Below are 15757 nucleotides of genomic sequence, written 5' to 3' on the forward strand. Positions count from 1 at the left end.
GCGCTCACCATCACCACGACCTCGAGCTTGCCCTCGACGGCCTGCTTGAAGCCCTTGATACGGGCATTGGAACCGACATCGCCGACGATGCCGGCGATCAGCGCCACCTTGCCGCCCTTCGGCACCAGCTTCAGCATTTCCTCGCCGGCCAGCGCGCCGGCGGCGACATTGTCGGTGCCGATATAGGTCGAGACGGCAAAGCCGGCGGCCTTGGCCTGTTCGGCGTCGATGGTCGAGTCGATGTTGACGATGGGTTTCTTCTTGTGGGCGACCGGCACCAGCGCCTGGACGAGGTTGGAGACGCTGATCGGATTGACCAGGTAGCAATCGAAGTCCTGCATGGCCATGGCGGTCAGGCGGTCGGCCTGGCCGGTGGCGTCGCCCATATTGGCGGCGGCCTGGACGCTGACATTGACGCCACTGGCCTTGCCCTGCTCCTCGATGCCCTTCTGCATGGTCTGGAAGAAGGGGTTGTCGAGGCCCTTGACGATGGCCGCGACCTTGGCCGCGTCCTCGGCATGCGACGGCGCCGTGACGATGGTTGCCAGCAGGCCCGCGCCGAGCGTCAGGCCGTTGAAGATGCGCATTCTGTTCCTCCGCTTCTTGATTGTTGGATGTGTCTTGTCGGCAAGCCCACGGAGCCCCGTGGCCGGTGCTGCGGGAGCCATGCTTGCATCGGCGACGTCGCGCGGCCTGCGGCCCGGCGAACGCCAAACGTGTCGCGGACGACGGACCCCGGTCGGGACCTTTTCCATGCCAGGCATTTCTCCTCCCAGAGCGCTGACCTAGCCCTATCAGCGTTTGCGCATGTTTTATAAAAAATTGACACGCGTCAAGATTTAAAATGGTGCGAAGCGATTTTGACCCACTGGCCGCAGGGCGCGCTGCCCAAGTTCGCCACGGCAAAAATTCCACCCTCATGCAACTTCTGATGGGCGCGGGCGTTAAAGGGCTCCCGGGGATGGTGAGGTTGCATTGGACCGTGTTGGAAGCCTGAACGAGCTGACAGGGTTCGTATTCGATTTTCGCCAGATTTGCGGAACTGCCAGCGCGGCAGAGGCAGGACTCTCACCGGGCTGCATTAACGCGAAGTGCCGTTGGCCCCTGCCTGAGGCCGGGGAAACGGACGCCACCTATGGGCGCTGCCGTCACTGTCGTCGTCGGGCAACTGTCGCACAAATAATGCAGATCAGGCATGGCAATACGGCTTGCAAGCTTGGTCTAAAGCTCGCAGAAGTTGTGAAAAAAAGCATGCCGCTTGAGAAGACTTATACTGTCATCCGGCATGAAAGGGGGAACCATGTCTGATCAGAATGCCCAGGTCCGCGCGGCCATCGGCCGGCTGCTTTCCGAGAAAACCGGAGCCGAGGTCATTTCCATGAGAGAGAGCATCACCGGGTTGCTGGCAATGACCGGCGCGGGGCTGGCCACCGAAACCCTGCAGGACATGCTGCTGGAAATGGCCGAGGTGCGTGGCATGACGGTCGTGCTCGATGTTTAGTGCCTCACCCTGTCCCGCCAAACGGCGAGCTGCACCAACGCTTTGTTTTGACGCAGTTTCGGAGGAAAAACGCTATGCGTTATCCCCGGGAAAACCTCTAGGCGGCCGGTAGCCGTTCAGCCGCGATGGGGCCAAGGCGTTCTGCCTTGCCCGCCGATGCAAGCGTGCCGTCACCGTAAATCATGCGGCCTGCACGGAAGGTGGCGCGGACGCGTGGCACGGGATGCGGATCCGCGACAACGAGATCGGCCAGAAGCCCGGGCTCAATGGCGCCGCGATCGGTGAGACCAAGGGCCTTGGCCGGGTTGGCGCTTGTCAGCGCCGCCGCCAGGCCATCGCCCCGCAGCTCCGCCAGGCCGAGCACAGCCGGCAGGATGGACGCCGGATGGTAGTCGCTGGCCAGCATGTCGAGCAGCCCGGCTTCATATGCCTGCCGGGCGGAAAGATTGCCGGAATAGGACTCGCCGCGCAGCGCGTTGGGCGCGCCCATAGCGGTACGCATGCCGAGCCTGCGGGCTTCTTGCGCCGCCTCCAGGGTCACCGGGAATTCGCTGAGCGCGGCGCCCAGGCCATGCACCAGTTCGACCTTTTCCAGCGTGTCGTCGTCATGCGAGGCGAGCACGATGCCGGCAGCCTGGGCGCGCGCCGACAGGTCCTGCAGGGCATTCAGCACATCGCCTTGTCCTTCGCGGCCGGCCATGCGCTTGCCGACGACCTCGGAGGCCGCGGCAACGGACATGCCACGCTCCGTGGCTATGCGGGCGATGTAGAGCTCGACGTCGCGATACTGTCCCTGTCCGGGCGTATGGTCCATCAGCGAGATCAAGTGCAGCCTGCCGGCGTCCATCAGCTTCCGCAGCGTGGGAATCGCCGGGGTGAAAGTCACTTCGAAGCGGGCATGGATGCGGTGGTCGACCAACAGGTGGTCTTTCATCCCGGCAATGGTGCCGATGATTTCAGTCGTATGGGCTTCCGAGCGCAGCACGCCGCTGGTGACGCTGGCGCCGATGAAGGAAAGCGCGGCATAGGCGGTGGTGATGCCGCAGGAGGCGAGCTTCTTGTCGAGCTCCGCAATGCCGATCCGCATCGGCACATGCACGCCGATGCGCGGCTCGACTTCCCTCTCCACCATGTCGCCATGCATGTCGATGAAGCCGGGCAGCAGCAGGCGGCCGCCACCCTCGATGTCGGCATTCCCGACAGGCTTCTCGCGGATCTCGGCGATCCGGCCGTTTTCGATCCTGACGGCGCCGTTCGGGATGACGCGGTCGCGCAGGACAATTTCGAATTCACTCAGCCACATGTCATGTCTCTTGCAAGGCAGCGATGTCGCGGGCGACAAGGTCGGCGACCTCGTTGGGGTGATGAAAGACGCCGATCATGGCGATGCTGCGCCGGCTTGCCGACACCTCGATCACGATCTCTCCAGGGACATGTTTTCTAGTTCACTCGAATGCCGGTTTCCATTTGATTTTTATGACATTTTCATGAAAGCCGGCCGTTCCAACATCTTTGATGTCGACGCAATTCGCAAGGGAAAGCGCTACGCGCTCTCCCGGGAAAGCCGCAAACACTTTTGCTGGAACTGCGCGCGATCGCCTGCCTCAGCCGGTACGTGATCGTTCCGATAGCCATTCGGCGGTTTGCTGGCTGGCCTGTTCGGCGGAAAGTTCAGGGATCAGCCCCTGCAGCAGGCCGTGCAGGAAAATCCCCGCAAAGCAGTCGCCGGCGCCGATCGTGTCGGGCACGCAAACCTGCTTCAGCGGCGTGACGTGATTGAGAGCCTTGCCGTCGTAGAGCAAGATCGGGCGCAGTCCCTCGGTCAGCACCAGCGTCCTCAGGCGAGGGCCGGCAATCCTTGACGCTCGCTCCCAGATCCCCGGTGTGTCCTCGCCGGGAAAGTCGGCGCGCGATCCGATGACGATGTCGGCCGGGCGCGGTGAGGCACTGCGCAGCGGAAACTGCGAGACCACCAGCGGGATCGTCCGCAGCGATGCAACGAGACCGTCGTCGACCACCAGGGCGTTGAGATAGGCGGCTTCGCCACCGACAGGCTCCGGTGCAACGAAGGGAGGGCGCGACCCGCCGCCGATGTTCAAAATGGTGCGCTCGCCGTTCGGCTCGAGCAGGATTTCGGTGAACCGGGTTTCGCCGGCCCACATGGTGACGTAGCCGGTATCGAGGCCGATCGCCCGCAATTTGGCAAGTGCCGCCCGGCCATGGTCGTCGTCCATCAGATTGCTGATCAGCCGGACATCGTTGCCCAGCTTGGCCAGCTGGGTGCCGGTGTGGAACCCGCCGCCGCCAAGCCTGACAACCCGATCGCAATAGGTGAGGCGCGAGCCCGGGACGAGGGGCGATGACAGCCACCAGACCTGATCGTGATTGACGTGGCCGACAACGATGACTGTGCTCATGGTCCCCTGCTTTCGGTCTTCCGTCGCCCCGGCCCGGCGCCGGCGCATCGGCGATGAGGCCGCGCGGGCACGCTCTTGCCGCACTATGACCGGGGTCGATGCCACCGTCGACAACCGCTGCTTCGTCTGGCTCGACATCAACACCGAATGGGTCTCGTGCGGGGTCCATGACCGCATCCGCAACCCCATCAAACCGCCCGCCACCAAGCGCCCCCCGGATGCCATGAAAACGGGGGACGCTGCTTCAACACACCGGCGCGACTTCGTCGCCGTCTGCGGCCGCTAGCCCTGAGCGAATTCGTAGGCGCAGGACACCAGGCCGTCACCGATCTTTCGTGTGTTGACCAGGTGGAACTTCTTGTCGCTGGTCTCGTCGAAGAGACGCTGGCCGGCTCCCAGCACGACCGGGAAGACTACCAGCCGCAGTTCATCGGCCAGGTTCTGTTCCATCAGCGTGCGCGCGAGCTGATAGCTGCCATAGACCAGGATTTCCCCGTCCACTTTCCGCTTCAGCTGCGAAATCTCCCTTACCGCGTCGCCGTCGAGGACCGTGGTGTTGCTCCACTGAGGCTGGTCGAGGGTCGAGGACACGACGTATTTGGGGATGGCGTTCATTCTGGCCGCCCACTTGCTGCCCACGCGGACCTCCATAAAGGGCGTCCGGGACGCGAACCATTCAAAGCTGCGCCTGCCCAGCAGCAGCGCCTGGGCACCCAGCACTTCCTCCGTCTCGCCAGCGGTCCAAGCTTCGAGGTCCCTGGGCCCCGCGGACCGGCGGAACCAGCCGCCCAGCTCGAAGCCTTCCTGGCCGTCGGGATCCTGGACCACTCCATCGAGTGTGGCATTTGTGCTGATGACGATCTTTCCCATTTCCGTGCTCCTTCGACGATATTGTCAAAGGTGCAGACGCCGCGGCATCGCAAAAGGGGGCGCTCGGCGATCGCCCCTTTTGAGCTTTGGCCGGCGTCCATACAGTATGGAACCGCACAAAGGGAGGAGTGGCGTTGGCGAGAACGGACCTGATGTCGAGGGCGCGGAGCGGCGACGGCGAGGCATTCCGAGCCTTGACCGAGCCGCATCGTCGCGAGCTGCGGGTGCACTGCTACCGGATGCTCGGATCGTTTCAGGATGCAGAGGACGCTCTCCAGGACACGATGCTCGCCGCCTGGCGAGGTCTCGACCGTTTCGACGGACGCGCCTCGCTTCGCACCTGGCTCTACCGAATCGCCACCAACCGATGCCTCGACGTGCTGCGCTCTGCTCGCCGGCGTGCTGCAAAGCAGTGGGACATCCCGGGAATCGAACCTCCCGAACCCACCGGACTCGGCGAAATCCACTGGCTCGAGCCCTATCCCGACGCTCTTCTGGACGGCGCCATCAGCGTGCCGCTCGGTCCGGAGGCGCGCTACGAGCAAACCGAATCCATTTCCCTGGCCTTTGTGACCGCCCTGCAAATCCTGCCGCCTCGCCAACTCGCCGTCCTCATCCTGCGCGACGTCCTTGGATTCCACGCGAACGAAGTCGCCGGGATGCTGGACGCTTCGGTCGAATCGGTCAAAAGCGGCCTCAAACGCGCACGAGCGGGAATGCAGCGCCGATTGCCGGTGACCACTGGCCGCGAGCCGCCGCCGGTTGGCAATTCACCCGCCGAGGACGCGATCGTGGCGAAGTTCGTCAGCGCCTACGAATCCGCGGACATCGATGCGTTGGTGGCTCTGTTGACCGACGACGTCTTCCTGTCGATGCCGCCGATGCCACTGCAATATGAGGGCCGGGACATCGTGGCGCGCTTCTTCGCACCCATTTTCGGCTCCGGCCAGAGATACGGACTGGTACCGACGCGAGCCAACGGTCAGCCCGCATTCGGCGTCTACCGACACACGCCCACCGGCATCCACGGATCCGGGCTCTTCGTGCTCACTCTCGCCGGCGGCCGTATCGGCGCCATGACCGCCTTCGAAAAGACAGTCCTGCCCATGTTCGGCCTGCCGCAATCCCTGCCGGGTGCACAATAGATCGCCTTCGGCCCGCTGCAGAACCGCTCAGGGCTTCCTGTAACCGTCATGAGGCGGAAAGCGGCCAGGAGGCGAAGGTCGCCTCCCAGCCAAACACAGCCGACAAGTCAGGCAGGCGTTTTCGGATGCCGGTGCCGCCCTGCTTACCCGCGCTTCTCAATCACGGCGTAAAGCACGTTGCGGTTCTCGCCGAAGAACACCTTGGCATCTACCGAGTTGCGGTCGACGCTGGCGTTGACGATGTTCCACATGTCGACCTCCGAGCGCAGCAGCAGCACCCAGTCCATGAACGTCTCGCGGTAGCCGGCGTCAGGGGTTCCCTCGGCATAGTTGGCGAACAGGAATGTGCCGTTCGGCTTCAGCATCTGCAGGCAGGTCTTGGTGAGTTTCACGGCGACATTGTGCTGGAGGTAGTCGTACAGGCCCGAGGCGTAGATGAGATCGAACTTGCCGAGCTTGTGGCCCCGCGTCAGCACGGTCCGCACCGAGCCGTCGACGGCCTCGACCGCGGTGCCCTGGAAATCGCGTGCGATCAGCCCGACGCTTTGCGGATCCTGGTCGAGCGCGACCCAGCGCTTGAGACGGCCCTCGGCCAAGGCGATGGAGCGATTGGCTTCGCGCAGATGGCCGGCGGCGATGGCCAGAACCTCGGTTTCGGGTCCGTTTTTGGCCGCTGTCTCGTCGACATAGCGGGTCAGGAGATCGCGCCGTTCGCGTGCCGCCACGCATGACGGAACGTTCTGGGTATGGCTGTAGAGCGCCTTGCCGATCTCCGAGGCGTTGGCCACGCTCTCGGCAACATGCGGGTCGCAATAGATGTAGTCGAGCAGCTGCGCGTCGCCGGAATAGCCCCTGGGCTTGGTGAAGGACCAGTTCGTCAGCGGATCCTCCAGAAAATACTTCAGGATCGGGTGGTTCTGCGCCACCGGTATCAAGGCCTGCCAGACGTCGGGATGCACCTTGGCCCGCAGCGCGCTGAGCAGCGACAGAAGCCGGCGAACGATCTCGGCGGGATATTTCTGCTGCTCGATCTGCTGCTGTGTGGCGTGGAGGATGAGCGCAAGTTCCGCACGTGCCGTTTCGAACTCTTCGCCATGATGCTCAAGCTTACCCCGGCGCAGGCTGCCGGCGATAATTTCTGCGGTAATCAGGCTTTTCCCGTCAAACACGGTTTGCACACCAGGACTCCTTGGTTAACAGTCGGTTAACTTATTGCTTAGAATGCTCCATTTGCCAACGGCGCTTCCGACGCATTTTATTGTTATGATTAATTTCCCGCTAACCATCTCAATTTATTAGCGATCTTGCAGATAAGAATCTGGTCCCGAGTTAACGCAAACTTGTCTGGCGCCATCGCATTTTACGGCATGGCAAGCGTGTCGAGTCCCGAGGAGCCGTCCTGCGTGGGGGCAGAAGCTGGAAAAGAGTTCGGAGCGCAAAATCCCCCAAGCCGGGGATTTGTGAGCGAACGCGCGTCATCCAGATTGGCCGATGCGGTGGATATGGAACCGTATGATCCGCGCCAGGAACTCGGGGCGGCGGAGCTGCGCATCCTTTACCGCGCCGAAGCCCTGGCGAAGCGAAGGAAAGACGCCAGGCCTGGCCTGTGGATCGCCGTCGTCATCTATGTGCTGTTTTCGGCATCCGACCTGCTGCTGATACCTGACGTGGCGGCCTACACGATCACCGCGCGCTTCGCGGTCGGATTGACCGCCTTGCTCACCCTGGAAGCCCAGCTTCGCCGTGGCGCGGCCACGGAGTGGCTCGACGTGACCTGCGCCGCGGCGATCATCTTCGGCTATGTCGGCTGGTTGTTCCCGGCATCCTTGGGCGCCAACAAGGAAAGCGTCGCCTACTACATGGTGTTCGGGACCATCTTCATGATGAGCGCCAATCTATTTTTCACGTTCAGCTTCAAGGTGTCGATCATAACGTCGACGATCATATTGTGCATCCTGTACGTGGTGAACTATTTCCTGCCGGCTTCGCTGACATACAAGATGGTGTTCGGGACGTTTTACGTTTCGTGCTTCACCTTCACCTCCTACGTGAACTGGAAGCTGAACGAGGAGCGCTACAACGTCTTCCTGAACGCGCTGGAAGCCAAGATCCAGCACAAGGAGGCCACCGAACGCGGCAAGGCCCTGCTCAGGCTGTCGCGGACGGATCCGCTCACCGGCCTGGAAAACCGGCGCGCGATCGACGAGAAGCTGCGCGATTACTGGACCGACTGGCAAAAGCTTGGCAACGGCTTCGCGGCCATCCTCATCGATGTCGATTTCTTCAAGAAATTCAACGACTGCTACGGGCACCAGGAAGGCGACCGCTGCCTGATCCATGTCGCCAACGCGCTGAGCGACCTGATCAAGAACTACAATGGCTCGATCGGGCGCTATGGCGGCGAGGAATTCATCGTGCTCGCCCGTATGGACAAGAAGGACCAGGTCGCGGAACTGGCGGAAGCCATTTGCCGTACCGTGGAGACGCTGGCGATCACCCATGAGTTGCGGCGCGACGGTATTTCGATCGTGACGGCGAGCGTGGGCGCTGCCTTCACCAGGACGCAGGCCGGCGCCAAGCTGGAGAAGATCATCCACGAGGCGGACCGCGCCCTCTATCTGGCAAAGGCCAGCGGCCGCAATTGTGCCAAGCTGTTCGACCCGACCGATCCGCAAAGCAGCGACGAAAGCGAGAACCTCGCGGCCTTGCTGAAGATCGCGATCGGCCAGGGCCTCGTCTCACTCGTCTACCAGCCCATCCAGGATGTCGTCTCGGGCCGCGTCGAAGCGGTGGAGGCGCTGATGCGTCTCAAGATGCTGGACGGAACCCTGGTTCCGCCGAGCCTGTTCATTCCCGTGGCGGAACGCACCGGCGCGATCCTGGAACTCGGCCGCTGGGCAATACGGACGGTGTGCGCCGAGCTGCTGGTGGACGATCACGTCCCTGTCGTCAGTGTCAACGTCTCGCCGATCCAGCTCAAGACGCCAGGCTTCGCCGCGTCCGTCGCGACCATTCTGGGCGAGACGGGCGTGACCGGCAACAGGTTGGCCTTTGAAATCACCGAGGGTCTCGAGATGGAGATGCACTCGGACATCCTGCGCTGCATCAGCGACCTGAAGCTGCTTGGCATCAAGATCTGGCTCGACGATTTCGGCACCGGCTTCGCCGGCCTTTCGTGGCTGCGTCTGATCGATTTCGATACGGTGAAGATCGACCGCTCGTTCCTGCACGACTGCGGCACCCCGAAAGGCATGGCCATGCTGCAGGACATCATCGCGCTGGTGCGCAATCGCGGCCACCAGATCCTGGTCGAAGGCGTGGAAACCGACGAGCAGATCGCCCTGATGCGCGAGTTCGGCATCGACAAGATCCAGGGTTTCCGCGTCGGCCGTCCGGTTCCCGCCGCGAGTTTCCAGGCAAAGCGGGGCGTCCAGAAGCGCCCGTTCCTCAGGTCCGCGTAAAGACCGCGGGCGAACTCACCCCAGCAGATTGCGCGCCGTGCGCATGAAGATTCTCGAGCCGATCGGGATCAGGTCGTCGGGAAAATCATAGTCCGGATTGTGCAGGGACGGGTGCCGTTCGCCGGCGCCGAGGAAGAACATCGCCGAAGAGGCACGGCGACCGAAGAGGCCGAAATCCTCCGAGGCGCGCATCGGCAGCGCCTCTTCACCGTGCGCGACGCCTTCTTCGTCGAGCGCGCGTCGCAGGTGCGCAACCGCGTCCGGCGCGTTGACGCTGGCGACGAAGATCTCGTGGTAATCCCAGCGGGCGCAGAGGCGATGGCGGGCCGAGATCTCGGCGACCAGGGCTTGCGCCGCTCCGCAGAGATCCGCCATGCGCTCGTCGCGGCGGGTGCGCAGCGTCGCCCACACCTCGGCATGCGCCGGCGCGATGCCGAACACGGCCTCGCCCATCTCGGCATGGGTGACGGTGACCATGGAAAAATCGTCGTCGGCGAAGGTGGCGCGGCCGAGCGCGGGCAGCGCCGGCATCAGTTGCGAGATCGCCGGCATCGGCGAAATGCCGGTCTCGGGCATGGAGGAATGCGCGGTCTTGCCCTCGAGCACGATGCGCATGCCGCGCGACGCGCAGTTGACCACGCCAGGCTTCAACCTGACCTCGCCGAACGGCACGCCGGGCAGATTGTGCAGCGAGAAGGCGAAATCCGGCGCGATCTCGCCGTAGCGCGGATCGGCCACGACGCCCGCAGCACCATTGCCGGTCTCTTCCGCCGGCTGGAACATCAGCACGACGCGGCCGCTGGCCGGGCGCTCGCGGCCGAGCTGCCTGCCAAGGGCGGCGAGGATTGCGGTGTGCCCGTCATGGCCGCACATATGCGACTTGCCCGGCACCTGCGAGGCATGCGGCACGCCTGAAAGCTCCTCGATCGGCAGCGCGTCGAGTTCGGAGCGGAACAGCACGGTCGGACCTGCCTTGCCACTGTCGTAGACGGCCGCCACGCCATGCCCGCCGAGGCCGGTCAGGACCCTGTCCGGCCCGGTGTCGGCGAGGAAGGAGACGACCTCTTTCGCCGTCTTCTCCTCCTCATTGGAGATTTCCGGCTGCCGGTGCAGCCTGCGCCGCCATTCGGTCAGCTCGACGATATCCCGGTTGGTCAGGGTCACGCGTTTTTAGCCTCCGTTTGTTCCGATCGGCACAGTGTCGCAAACACCGTTAGCGTACGCGATTGGGGCAGAGCGCTTTGAACTGGTCCAGCGTGACATCGTATGACGAGGCGCCGGAGCCATCGAGCACCACATTGTCATCGATCGATGTGATGAGATAATCCGTCGTCACCTGCGTGCCCTTGTTGCGGCCCTGGAACAGCATGTTGGCGCCATAGAAGGTGGTGAATTTGCCGGTCTTGCAGTTGGCTGATATCTCGAAGTGCAGCGGCGACTTCATTTCGGCGTCGATGCACTCCTTGGAGAAATCGTGGCCGTATTCGCGGCAGTAGACGCCCGCCTTCCGCCGGTCGTGTCTGGCCAGGATGCTGGCATGCTCGGACCCGATGCCTGACTTTTTGACGATGGTGAGTTCCATTCCTACCTTGTTGCCGTAGTAGAGGGTCCTGGCTTCGGCGGAGGTGGCCAGCAGCAGCGCGGAAAGCAGGAGCAGCAGATATCGCATGGAAACGCCTCCCTTTGGCCCGGAGGATTTCACGCGCACGATCGCATGGTCAAGGCCTCAACGCACGACCGCCGGCGATGAGCATGTCATCGACGGCGGCGCCGCGCATCGGCCGGAACTGCCTTACTGATTGATCTCGGGCTCGACCAGCTTTGCCAGGTTTCTCAGCGATTCCTGCCACCCGAGGTAGCAGGCCTCGACCGGGATGACGTCGGGGATGCCGGCCTGGGTGATGTCGATCTCGGTGCCGACCGAGACTTTTTTCAGGATCACGGTCACCTGGATCTCGCCGGGCAGGTTGGGATCGTCGAACCTGTCGGTGTAGCGCAGGCGCTCGGCCGGCACGAGTTCGAGATATTCGCCGCCGAAGGCATGGCTGCCGCCGGTGGTGAAGTTGCGGAAGGACATCTTGAACGTGCCGCCGACCTTGGCTTCGAGATGGTCGACCGTGCAGGTGAAGCCGTTCGGCGGCAGCCACTTGGCCAGCGCGTCGGCTTCGACGAAGGCGCGATAGACCTTCTCGGGGCTGGTGGTGAGAACGCGGTGCAAACGTACGGTGCCGGGCATATCCTGTCCTTTCATGATGCCTGTTCGATGTCCCAAGGACGAACGGGGCTTGACCGATCCGACACGGACTCGCAAATTTTTCGAGAAACCCGGCCGCGAGCCTGTCTTATCCTGTGCATGTCGTTGTCGCAAAACCGCTGTACGCTTTTGGGCACCAATGCGCTGGCGTAGGGCAATTCCGGCCGATTTGGGACTCGATTTTGCGGCGGCTGGACCAATCGTCGCAAATGACGAACCGGATAGCCATTATGAGGAGAGTGTTTATAACGGTCGCTGAAATCGCGATATCCAAGGGGAGACGATGCGCTACATACGTCCGCTTTCAATCGAAGATGCCGTCGGCCAATTGGCCAGATCGGCTGGCACGGCAGCCATCCTGGCCGGAGGCAGCGACCTCCTGGTGAGGATGAAGGGGGGCTTTGTCGAGCCCGACCTGATCGTCGACATCAAGTCGATCGCCGGCTTGAGCGAAATCCGCGAAACCGCCGACGGTTTCAGCATCGGTGCTGCCGTCCCCTGCGCCGTTTTGGGCGAGAACGCTGGTTTGAAGAAGGCATGGCCCGGCGTCGTCGAGGCGGCCAAGCTGATCGGCTCGAAGCAGGTGCAGGGACGCTGCACGATCACGGGCAATCTGTGCAACGCCTCGCCGGCGGCGGACAGCGTGCCGGCATTGGTGGCCGCGGGCGCCAGGGCGGTGATTGCCGGCCCTTCGGGCAAGCGCACCATCGCCGTGGAGGCCGTGCCGACCGGGCCCGGCAAGACCTCGCTCGCCAAGGGCGAGATCATCGAGGCGATCCTGCTCGACAAGCGCTCGCCGCGCTCGGGCGACGCCTATCTGCGCTTCATTCCGCGCACCGAAATGGACATCGCCGTGGTCAGCGCCGGCGTGAACCTGACGATCGACGAGCATGGCGTCGTCACGGCGGCCCGCGTGGCGCTGGGCGCGGCCGCGCCGACGGTGCTGCTGGTGGAAGAGGCCGCCGAGGCGCTTGTCGGCAGGAAGCTTGACGAGGCGGCACTGGAGCGGCTGGCAAAAGTCTGCGCCGGCGCCTGCCGCCCCATCGACGACAAGCGCGGCACCATCGAATTCAGACGGAAAGTCGCGGGCGTGCTGGCCAGGAGAGCCGCAACGACCGCCTACGCACGCGCAGGAGGCAAATAATGGCTGGCATTGCAGTCTCGACCACAATCAACGGCGACACTATCGAATACCTCTGCCAGCCCGACGAGACGCTGCTCGACGTGCTGCGCGACCGGCTCGGCCTGACCGGCGCCAAGGAAGGCTGCGGCACCGGCGACTGCGGCGCCTGCTCGATCATCCTCGACAACCGGCTGGTGTGCTCGTGCCTGGTGCTCGGCGCCGAGGCCGAGGGCCGGCGCATCGAGACCGTCGAAGGCATGGCGCATGGCGACCAGCTGCACACGCTGCAGCAGAAATTCCTCGAGCACGCGGCGCTGCAATGCGGCATCTGCACGCCGGGTTTCCTGATCGCGGCCAAGGATTTGCTCGCCAAGAACCCAGACCCGACCGAGGAGGAAATCCGCTTCGGCCTCGCCGGGAATCTCTGCCGCTGCACCGGCTATGACAAGATCGTGCGCGCCGTCCAGGACGCCGCAATTGTGATGAAGGGAGCCTGAAGATGAATTTCGATCCGCGTTTTTCCGGGCGTAAATTCGCATCCGTCGGCACGCGCCCCATCCGCCCCGACGGCGTCGACAAGGTGACCGGCCGCGCCCGCTACGGCGCCGACTTCAACATGGCCGGCCAGCTGGTCGGCCGCGTGCTGCGCAGCCCGCATGCGCATGCGAAGATCCGCAAGATCGATATTTCGAAGGCGGAAAAGCTCGCCGGCGTGAAGGCGGTGATCACGGCGAAGGATCTGCCCGACCTCACCGATGGCGATGCCGCCATGTACGACATCCTCGACAACTGCATGGCGCGCACCAAGGCGCTCTATGACGGCCATGCGGTGGCAGCGGTCGCGGCGATAGATGCCCGCACGGCAAGGCAGGCGCTGAAGCTGATCGAGGTCGACTACGAGATCCTGCCGCATGTCACCGATGTCGACGAGGCGATGCAGCACCACGCCCCGCTGATCAACGACACGATCTTCACCGAGGGGCTGGAGGAAAAGCCGGTAAAGCCCTCCAACGTCACCAAGCGCAGCCAGTTCGGCCATGGCGACGTCCACCAGGGCTTCGGCCACGCCGACTTCATCGTCGAGCGCTCCTTCAAGACCGAGCAGACGCACCAGGGCTATATCGAGCCGCATGCCTGCGTGGCGAGCGTCTCGTCCGACGGCACCGCCGATCTCTGGGTCTGCACGCAGGGCCATTTCGTCTACCGCCAGCATTGCGCCCAGCTGCTCGGCATGGAAGCCTCGAAGCTGCGCGTCACCTCGTCGGAGATCGGCGGCGGCTTCGGCGGCAAGACCCATGTCTGGGCCGAGCCGGTGGCGCTTGCCCTGTCGCGCAAGGCCGGACGCCCGGTGAAGCTGGTGATGACCCGCGACGAAGTGTTCCGCGCCTCGGGCCCGACCAGCGCCACCTCGATCGACGTCAAGATCGGCGCCCGCAAGGACGGCACCATCACCGCCGCGGAAGCGACGCTGCGCTACAGCGCCGGCCCCTATGCCGGCTCCTGGGCCGAGATCGGCGCCATGACGGCGTTCGCCTGCTACAAGCTCGATAACGTCAAGACGGTCGGCTACGAAGTGCTGGTCAACCGGCCCAAGACCGCGGCCTATCGCGCGCCCTCGGCGCCGATGGCGGCCTTCGCGGTGGAAAGCGCCGTCGACGAGCTTGCCAAGGAGCTCGGCATGGACCCGGTCGACTTCCGCATCAAGAACGCCGCGCAGGAAGGCACGCGCTCGTCCTACGGCCCTGTCTACGGCCCGATCGGCATCGGCCCGACGCTGGAGGCGGTGAAGAACCATCCGCACATGAAGGCGCCGCTCAAGAAGAACCAGGGCAGGGGCATGGCCTGCGGCTTCTGGTTCAATTTCGGCGGCCAGACCTGCACCGACCTCAACATCGGCATGGACGGCTCGGTGTCGCTGGCCGTCGGCACGGTGGACGTGGGCGGGTCCCGCGCGTCGCTGTCGCTGGTGGCGGCGGAGGAGCTCGGCATCGCCTATGAGCACGTCAAGGCGATCGTCGCCGACACGTCCTCCCTCGGCTACAACGACATGACCGACGGCAGCCGCGGCACCTTCTCCTCCTCGATGGCGACCATCTCGGCCGCCCGCAACGCGATCAGGATCCTGCGCGAGCGCGCCGCGCAGATGTGGGACATTTCCGTCGACGACGTGGTCTGGGAACAGGGCCATGCGGTCGCCAAGGGCGAGAAGCACGGCAATCTCGGCAGACTGTCGCTGAAGGAGATCGCGGCCGAATCCGGCAAGACCGGCGGGCCGATCGCCGGCCACAGCGAGCTCGTCGCCGACGGCGCCGGCGTCTCCTTCGCCACCCATATATGCGACATCGAGGTCGACCCCGAGACCGGCTCGACCAGGGTGATCCGCTACACGGTGGTGCAGGATGCCGGCAAGGCGGTGCACCCGACCTATGTCGAGGGCCAGTACCAGGGCGGTGCCGCGCAAGGCATCGGCTGGGCGCTCAACGAGGAGTATATCTACGGCAAGGACGGAAGGCTGCAGAACGCCGGCTTCCTCGACTACCGCATCCCGGTCTGCTCCGACCTGCCGATGATCGACACGCAGATCCTGGAAATCCCCAACCCCAACCACCCCTATGGCGTGCGCGGCGTCGGCGAAACCTCGATCGTGCCGCCGCTGGCGGCGATCGCCAACGCGGTGTCGAACGCGGCCGGCGTGCGCATGACGCACATCCCGATGTCGCCGCCGCGCATCCTGGCGGCGATCGAGGCGGAACGGGGAGGCTGAGCATGATGCCGAAAAGTGCGAAGCGGTTTTCGGATAACATCATGCTCCATCAGGAATAGAGCGAGGTCCGGCGATGGTCGAAGTCACCCTCTGGGGCGCGCTCGGCCAGCTCGCCGGCGGCAAAAGCAAGGTCGAGGTCGAGGCCAAGGACATCAGGGAGCTGTTCAGGAAACTGGCTGAACAGTATCCCGGCTTCGAGCCATGGATCGATCGCGGCATTGC

16 protein-coding genes are annotated in these 15757 nt (G+C 63.9%); 8 read left to right on the plus strand and 8 right to left on the minus strand.

Annotation, left to right across the window (positions count from 1 at the left end; genetic code table 11):
- On the minus strand, positions 1-587 hold a 587-nt coding region (locus C1D09_RS32030), incomplete at its 3' end, for a substrate-binding domain-containing protein (protein ID WP_143977923.1).
- A 713-nt stretch (positions 588-1300) separates the two neighbouring features.
- Here C1D09_RS32030 and C1D09_RS32035 point away from each other — a divergent pair.
- Positions 1301-1501, plus strand: coding sequence for a hypothetical protein (locus C1D09_RS32035; RefSeq protein ID WP_143977937.1), 201 nt, complete (start codon positions 1301-1303; stop codon positions 1499-1501).
- 97 nt (positions 1502-1598) lie between these two features.
- Here the strand turns inward: C1D09_RS32035 and C1D09_RS32040 are convergent, their stop codons facing one another.
- Both C1D09_RS32040 and C1D09_RS32045 read right to left on the minus strand, forming a co-directional pair.
- Positions 1599-2804, minus strand: a complete 1206-nt coding sequence (locus tag C1D09_RS32040; RefSeq protein WP_143977924.1) for an alpha-D-ribose 1-methylphosphonate 5-triphosphate diphosphatase — start codon at positions 2802-2804, stop codon at positions 1599-1601.
- Positions 2805-3105: 301 nt separating this feature from the next.
- Complete coding sequence (locus C1D09_RS32045) at positions 3106-3918, minus strand: PfkB family carbohydrate kinase (RefSeq protein ID WP_143977925.1); 813 nt, start codon at positions 3916-3918, stop codon at positions 3106-3108.
- An 85-nt stretch (positions 3919-4003) separates the two neighbouring features.
- Between C1D09_RS32045 and C1D09_RS32050 the strand changes: the two genes are divergently transcribed.
- Entirely contained in the window at positions 4004-4204 is a 201-nt protein-coding gene (locus C1D09_RS32050; protein WP_143977926.1) for a hypothetical protein, read from the plus strand.
- Here the strand turns inward: C1D09_RS32050 and C1D09_RS32055 are convergent.
- Positions 4201-4788, minus strand: a complete 588-nt coding sequence (locus C1D09_RS32055) for a dihydrofolate reductase family protein (protein ID WP_143977927.1) — start codon at positions 4786-4788, stop codon at positions 4201-4203. The genes C1D09_RS32050 and C1D09_RS32055 overlap by 4 nt on opposite strands.
- Before the next feature lie 152 nt (positions 4789-4940).
- On the opposite strand from C1D09_RS32055, the gene C1D09_RS32060 reads away from it, so the two are divergent.
- Positions 4941-5933, plus strand: coding sequence for a sigma-70 family RNA polymerase sigma factor (locus tag C1D09_RS32060; protein WP_281288668.1), 993 nt, complete (start codon positions 4941-4943; stop codon positions 5931-5933).
- A gap of 143 nt (positions 5934-6076) precedes the next feature.
- On the opposite strand, the gene C1D09_RS32065 is transcribed toward C1D09_RS32060, so the two are convergent.
- On the minus strand, positions 6077-7111 hold the full coding sequence (locus C1D09_RS32065; RefSeq protein WP_143977929.1) for a class I SAM-dependent methyltransferase: 1035 nt from the start codon (positions 7109-7111) through the stop codon (positions 6077-6079).
- Between the two features lie 324 nt (positions 7112-7435).
- Between C1D09_RS32065 and C1D09_RS32070 the strand changes: the two genes are divergently transcribed.
- Complete coding sequence (locus C1D09_RS32070) at positions 7436-9394, plus strand: putative bifunctional diguanylate cyclase/phosphodiesterase (protein ID WP_167514836.1); 1959 nt, start codon at positions 7436-7438, stop codon at positions 9392-9394.
- Between the two features lie 15 nt (positions 9395-9409).
- Here C1D09_RS32070 and C1D09_RS32075 read toward each other — a convergent pair whose 3' ends face one another.
- On the minus strand, positions 9410-10558 hold the full coding sequence (locus C1D09_RS32075) for an amidohydrolase (RefSeq protein WP_143977931.1): 1149 nt from the start codon (positions 10556-10558) through the stop codon (positions 9410-9412).
- 49 nt (positions 10559-10607) lie between these two features.
- On the minus strand, positions 10608-11063 hold the full coding sequence (locus C1D09_RS32080) for a hypothetical protein (RefSeq protein ID WP_143977932.1): 456 nt from the start codon (positions 11061-11063) through the stop codon (positions 10608-10610).
- Between C1D09_RS32080 and C1D09_RS34180 the strand changes: the two genes are divergently transcribed.
- Complete coding sequence (locus C1D09_RS34180) at positions 11062-11193, plus strand: hypothetical protein (RefSeq protein ID WP_281288667.1); 132 nt, start codon at positions 11062-11064, stop codon at positions 11191-11193. The two genes, C1D09_RS32080 and C1D09_RS34180, sit on opposite strands and share 2 nt — an antisense overlap.
- Here C1D09_RS34180 and C1D09_RS32085 read toward each other — a convergent pair.
- Complete coding sequence (locus C1D09_RS32085) at positions 11187-11630, minus strand: SRPBCC family protein (protein WP_143977938.1); 444 nt, start codon at positions 11628-11630, stop codon at positions 11187-11189. The genes C1D09_RS34180 and C1D09_RS32085 overlap by 7 nt on opposite strands.
- Before the next feature lie 301 nt (positions 11631-11931).
- On the opposite strand from C1D09_RS32085, the gene C1D09_RS32090 reads away from it, so the two are divergent.
- The 3 genes from C1D09_RS32090 to C1D09_RS32100 are packed head-to-tail and all read left to right on the plus strand — an operon-like array spanning position 11932 to position 15535.
- A complete protein-coding gene (locus C1D09_RS32090) occupies positions 11932-12792 on the plus strand; it encodes an FAD binding domain-containing protein (RefSeq protein WP_143977933.1) in 861 nt (286 codons plus the stop codon).
- Complete coding sequence (locus C1D09_RS32095; protein WP_143977934.1) at positions 12792-13268, plus strand: (2Fe-2S)-binding protein; 477 nt, start codon at positions 12792-12794, stop codon at positions 13266-13268. Before C1D09_RS32090 ends, C1D09_RS32095 begins: the two co-directional genes overlap by 1 nt.
- A gap of 2 nt (positions 13269-13270) precedes the next feature.
- Positions 13271-15535 (plus strand): xanthine dehydrogenase family protein molybdopterin-binding subunit, encoded by a 2265-nt coding sequence (locus tag C1D09_RS32100; protein WP_143977935.1) that lies wholly within the window; start codon positions 13271-13273, stop codon positions 15533-15535.
- Positions 15536-15757 lie beyond the last annotated feature (222 nt).

This window comes from Mesorhizobium intechi (genome assembly GCF_002879535.1).
Lineage (GTDB): Bacteria > Pseudomonadota > Alphaproteobacteria > Rhizobiales > Rhizobiaceae > Mesorhizobium > Mesorhizobium intechi.